The organism is Peribacillus sp. NPDC055009 (genome assembly GCF_053608705.1).
This window is the reverse complement of record NZ_JBSGVZ010000013.1, coordinates 130,264-136,405: the sequence shown is the minus strand read 5'-3', so window position 1 is coordinate 136,405 and position 6,142 is coordinate 130,264. Positions and strand designations below refer to the sequence as shown.

The 6,142-nt window shown below is 41.4% G+C and carries 4 protein-coding genes; all 4 read left to right on the top strand.

The features are described from left to right. Positions 1 to 105 precede the first annotated feature (105 nt). The 4 genes from ACWF5P_RS18935 (at position 106) to pfkB (ending at position 6,139) form a co-directional block, all read left to right on the top strand. The gene (locus ACWF5P_RS18935) at positions 106 to 2,958 is read left to right on the top strand and encodes a 2-oxoglutarate dehydrogenase E1 component (RefSeq protein WP_452445168.1); all 2,853 of its coding nucleotides are present in this window, start codon (positions 106 to 108) and stop codon (positions 2,956 to 2,958) included. 1 nt (position 2,959) lies between these two features. Further along, a complete protein-coding gene (gene odhB, locus ACWF5P_RS18930) occupies positions 2,960 to 4,237 on the top strand; it encodes a 2-oxoglutarate dehydrogenase complex dihydrolipoyllysine-residue succinyltransferase (protein WP_101225207.1) in 1,278 nt (425 codons plus the stop codon). Between the two features lie 229 nt (positions 4,238 to 4,466). After that, positions 4,467 to 5,219, top strand: a complete 753-nt coding sequence (locus tag ACWF5P_RS18925; RefSeq protein ID WP_101225206.1) for a DeoR/GlpR family DNA-binding transcription regulator — start codon at positions 4,467 to 4,469, stop codon at positions 5,217 to 5,219. Further along, on the top strand, positions 5,219 to 6,139 hold the full coding sequence (pfkB, locus tag ACWF5P_RS18920) for a 1-phosphofructokinase (protein ID WP_434167145.1): 921 nt from the start codon (positions 5,219 to 5,221) through the stop codon (positions 6,137 to 6,139). Before ACWF5P_RS18925 ends, pfkB begins: the two co-directional genes overlap by 1 nt. The last annotated feature ends 3 nt before the right edge of the window (positions 6,140 to 6,142 follow it).

Here is a 6,142-nt window from a genome sequence, read left to right as displayed (position 1 = left end):
TATCTTATATATATCATATATTTGGGGAAAATTTAGAAGAAAGAAATTTGGGGATGGATAAAACGAAATGAAAAAAATTATGAGAAAAATTTGGGGGTTTACAAAATGACCATCAATGATTCTAAGGTATTAGACCACTGGAAAGCTTTTTCGGGTCCAAACCTTGGGTATGTCATGGAGCAATACGATTTATTTCTAGCCAACCCGGAAGAAGTGGATCCGGAACTGAAAAACTTTTTTGAAGTAGCAGGTCCTCCTTCATTCGATGTATCGGCAGAAACAACGACTGTAAGTGCATCAACTGTACAAACTGGAGAAGTTCTTCCAATGAAGAAAATTATGTCTGCAGTTAATTTAGCTGAAAATATCCGTGCATACGGGCATCTTGCTGCAAATATTTATCCTTTAAAAGAAGAAGCTCTGGACACTGAACAAATTCACTTTGAAAAATATGGCTTGACTGCAGATGATTTAAGGAAAATACCGGCTGACTTAATTTGTCCGGAATCACCTGAAGACGTGAAAGACGGATACGAAGCCGTACAATACCTAAAACAACTCTATACAAAAACGATAGCCTTTGAATTTCATCATGTTAATGACTTGGATGAAAAGCAATGGCTTACTGATATGGTCGAATCCGGAAACATGTTCCCGGAAGTGGGAAAAGAGAAAAGAGAATTATTACTTAAACGATTGAATGAAGTAGAAGGCTTCGAGAAATTCCTTCACCGCACATATGTAGGGCAAAAACGTTTCTCTATTGAAGGACTGGATGCTTTGGTTCCGATCTTAGATGAAATGATTTCACAAACTGTTCAAAACGGAACGGGGAATGTGAATATTGCCATGGCTCACCGTGGACGTTTGAATGTGCTTGCACATGTATTAGGAAAGCCATATGAGGTCATTTTCTCTGAATTCCAACATTCACCTAATAAAGATTTGGTTCCTTCCGAAGGTTCGACAGGCATTAACAATGGATGGACCGGTGATGTTAAATACCATTTAGGTCTGGATAAACAGATTACTAAAGCTAATATACAAAAAGCAAGGATTACACTTGCCAATAACCCAAGTCACTTGGAAGTGGTCGGTCCAATCGTGGAAGGGTATTCTCGTGCGGCTCAAGAAGACCGTTCAGAAAAAGGATTCCCTGTTCAGGACATTTCCAAATCCCTTGCAATCCTGATTCATGGTGATGCAGCATTCCCAGGTGAAGGAATTGTACCTGAAACGTTTAACTTAAGCCGTTTACGCGGTTATCAAGTTGGCGGCGCCATCCATATCATTGCCAATAACATGATCGGTTTTACAACGGAAAGTGAAGATTCACGTTCAACTTTATATGCTAGTGATTTGGCAAAAGGCTTTGAAGTGCCGATCGTGCATGTGAATGCAGATGATCCAGAAGCATGTATGGCTGCTGTGAACCTTGCTAACCTATACCGTGAAAAATACAATAAGGATTTCTTGATCGACCTGATCGGTTACAGACGTTTCGGCCATAACGAAATGGATGAGCCATTGGTGACTCAACCTGAAATGTATGCATTAATTCATAAGCACCCAACGGTTAAAGAGCTTTATGGGAAAAAACTTATTGAAACTGGCGAGTTCACTGAAGCCGAAGTTAAAGCGATTGCTGAGCAAGTGGATACAAGGCTTGCAGATGCATATGCGAAAATTTCCGGAAATAAACCGGAAGCTTCTAAAGAGTGTAATCCTCCTGGGATTATTGAAAAAGGACTTCCAGCCATTGAAACGGCAGTTCCGAAACAAGAACTTGTTACAATTAACGAAGAACTTGTTAAGTGGCCGGAAGGATTCACTCCTAATAAAAAATTAGGAAAGATTTTATCACGTCGCTTGGATTCCTTTGGTGCTGACGGAAAAATTGATTGGGCTCATGCCGAGACATTGGCATTTGCATCCATATTAAGTGACGGCACGCCAATCCGTTTGACAGGACAAGATTCAGAGCGTGGAACATTCGCACAACGTAATATCATGTTACATGATAGTGTTAATGGCAAAACATATTCACCACTTCACACACTTGAGACTGCCAAAGCATCATTCGCTGTTCATAACAGCCCGCTTACTGAAACGGCAGTTCTGGCTTATGAATATGGTTATAATGTATTTGCACCTGAGACACTTGTATTATGGGAAGGGCAATTCGGTGACTTCGCTAATACAGCACAAGTGATCTTTGACCAATTCATCGCAGCAGGCCGTGCAAAATGGGGTCAAAAATCAGGTCTTGTCATGCTGCTTCCACACGGTTATGAAGGACAAGGGCCAGAGCACTCAAGTGCGCGACTGGAACGCTTCCTTCAATTAGCAGCTGAAAACAACTGGACAGTTGCTAACTTAAGTTCGGCAGCTCAATACTTCCATATCCTTAGAAGACAAGCTAAGATTTTGGATCAAGAACAAGTACGTCCGCTTGTCATCATGACACCGAAGAGTATGCTTCGTAATCAAGTGATGGCTTCTACAACAGAAGAATTCAGTGAAGGCGCATTTGAATCATTCGTAGAAACTAAAGCATTGGGCAAAAAACCTAAATCGGTTGAACGCATTGTTTTTGCAACAGGTAAATTGGCGGTTGAACTTCGTGAAAAAGCGGCAACTGAAAAAAATACGGATTGGTTGCAAATCATCAGTATCGAAGAAATTTATCCATTCCCATTCACTGGAGTTCAAGAAGCCCTGAAAAAATATACAAATCTTAAAGAAATCTTCTGGGCTCAAGAAGAACCTAAAAACATGGGTGCTTGGACATTTGTTGAACCTCGCTTAAATGCAGCGGCTCCTGGCAATCTTTCAGTAACATATATAGGAAGGAAGCGCAGATCAAGCCCGGCTGAGGGAGATCCACTTGTCCATAAAAATGAACAACAACGGATTATGACTCAAGCAATTACACGCAATAATGAGGGGGAGAAATAAAATGGCTGAAGTAAAAGTACCTGAATTAGCAGAATCAATTTCTGAAGGATCTATTGCGCAATGGTTAAAACAACCCGGTGATCACGTTGAAAAAGGAGAATATGTCCTTGAACTTGAAACGGATAAAGTGAACGTGGAAATCATTTCAGATTATACGGGTACACTTTCGGAACATTTAGCAGAAGAAGGCGATACTGTCCAAGTCGGACAGGCTATCGCCATCGTTGATGAAAATGGATCAGCTGCAGCAGCTCCAAAAGCGGAAGCTCCTAAGGTTGAAGAAGCTAAAGCAGAACCAGCTAAGGCTGAACAAGCGGCTCCTGCTAAAGAGGCTCCTAAAGCAGAAGCGAAAGAAGCATCATCCACTCAACAAGTTATTGCTTCACCAGCTGCAAGGAAATTGGCTCGTGAAAAAGGAATTGACTTGACTCAAGTGCCTGTAGCCGACCCACTTGGTCGTGTACGTGTACAAGACGTAGAAGCAGCAAGTAATGCTCCTGCAGCACCTACAGCACCTGCGGCAGCTCCAAAACAAGCTCCTGCAGCTAAACAAGCAGCCGCTCCTGTTGAAGTGAATGATGACCGCATTGAAGTGGTTAAGATGACACGCCGTCGTCAAACCATTGCCAAACGTCTAGTTCAAGTACAATCCGAAGCAGCCATGCTTACTACTTTTAACGAAGTCGATCTTTCTGCAGTCATGGAATTGCGTAACCGCCATAAGGATTCTTTCGTGAAAACAAATGACGTTAAACTTGGTTTCATGTCATTCTTCACTAAAGCGGTCATTGGCGCATTGAAAAAATATCCGCTATTGAATGCTGAAATCCAAGGCGACCATATCCTGAAAAAGAACTTTTATGATATCGGTGTAGCTGTATCCACAGATGAAGGTCTTGTTGTTCCGGTAGTAAGGGATGCTGACCGCAAAAGCTTTGCTGAAATCGAGAAGAACATTTCCGATTTAGCTGTTAAAGCGCGTAACAACAAACTGGGACTTTCAGATTTATCAGGTGGTACTTTTACCATCACAAATGGAGGGACTTTTGGTTCCCTATTATCAACACCAATCTTGAATGCCCCTCAAGTTGGGATCTTGGGCATGCATACAATCAAGACTCGTCCAATCGCTGTTGGAGATCAAATCGAAAACAGACCAATGATGTACCTTGCATTATCTTATGATCACCGTATCGTAGACGGAAAAGAAGCTGTTGGTTTCTTAGTGGCTATCAAAGATATGCTGGAAGATCCAGAACAACTTTTACTTCAAGGCTAATAAAATAATAAGAAACCCCCCTGTCATCATGACATGGGGGTTTTTTGTTTGAAGAACTGAAAGGATATTTTCATAGAAAAAGAGATAATGGGGTTCAAGAAAGGTTTTTCAATTGAAGTTGAATGTTTTTGAAGGTATTTTTGAATGAATTTGAGTATTTTTAAACGTTTGTGATTGATTATTCCTCCGTTTTCATATATGATGATGATATTAAAGTGAGGTGGGCGAATTGTTGACAACTGAAAGGCACCAGTTCATCTTATCGATCCTTAAAGAACATGGAACGGTAAAGCTACAGGAGCTTGTAGATCAGCTACAAGCCTCGGAGTCGACCATTCGGAGAGATTTAGTGCAACTCGAAGAAATGAAGCTCTTGAAGCGTGTGCACGGCGGGGCCTCTTTACTTCAAAGAAAAGGCCTTGAACCAACAACTATTGAAAAGCAAAACAAAGCAAGAGCTGAAAAACAACTTATAGCAAAGCTGGCGGCTTCATTCATAGAGAAAAATGATTGTATATATCTTGATGCAGGCACGACAACTGCGGAAATGATTCCTTATTTAAAGGATAAAAATATAACGGTGCTGACAAATGGTCTTATGCATATTCCAAAACTCATCGAATTGGAAATCAAAACAGTGTTAGTTGGCGGAACGATTAAATTTTCGACAAATGCGGTTATAGGAAGTAATGCTGTACAGTTTTTGAATGAATACCGTTTTGATAAATGTTTCTTGGGAATGAACGGCATCCATCAAGATTTGGGTTTCACAACACCCGACCCGGAAGAAGCTCTACTGAAGAAGATGGCGTTACGCCTCTCTAACGAAACTTATGTGCTTGCTGACAGTTCAAAACTAAATGAAGCTACTTTCGCTAAGGTGGCTGATGTAAGCGATGCCATAATCCTTACTGACAGCAATGATGAAGAGGCTGTTGCTCAACTCGATAAAAATCCAAAGGTAAAGGTCGTGACCATTTAATGATTTATACAGTGACACTCAACCCATCCATCGATTACCTTGTCGAGGTGGAAAGTTTTCAAATGGGCAAGGTGAATCGAACAAGTTATGATGCAAAATTCCCTGGAGGGAAAGGGATCAATGTTTCCCGAGTGCTTAAAAGGCTGGGCAATAGTACGACAGCTTTAGGATTCATCGGTGGACAAACAGGTGAATTTGTAAAAAGGTTCTTAAGACAGGAAGAGATTTTCACGGACTTTACAGAGATAGCTGGAGATACAAGAATAAACATCAAATTGAAGACAGGGCTGGAGACCGAAATTAATAGCCAAGGGCCAGTCATTTCAAAAGGGAATTATCAACAATTATTTAGTCAAATTGAACAGTTGAATAATAATGATATCCTCATTTTGTCAGGAAGCATCCCTCCAAGCGTTCCATCGGATGTATACGAAGACATGGCAAGGTCATGTTCCGATAACGGCATTAAAGTGGTGGTGGATACGAGTGGCAAGGGATTACTGAATGTCCTTCCACACCGGCCATTTTTAATAAAGCCGAATCACCATGAACTGGGTGAGCTTTTTTCCACAGAAATAAGGACGGTTGATGATGCTAGAGAATATGGCACTAAATTGGTTGAAGCAGGAGCACAAAATGTTATTGTTTCAATGGCGGGACAGGGGGCCGTGCTTTGCACCGGTGGAGAGTCATATTCCGCAAATGTTCCAAAAGGGAACGTCATCAACTCAGTGGGTGCCGGTGATTCCATGGTCGCAGGTTTCATCGGGACATATGAAAGGACAGGGGATATTTTATCCGCTTTCCGCTTCAGTCTTGCTGCAGGAAGTGCTACAGCCTTTTCATCCGATCTCGGTACACTGGATAAAATTGAAGAGTTATTACCGCAAATTGCCATCAATCAACTAACAGGAGGCTGACTC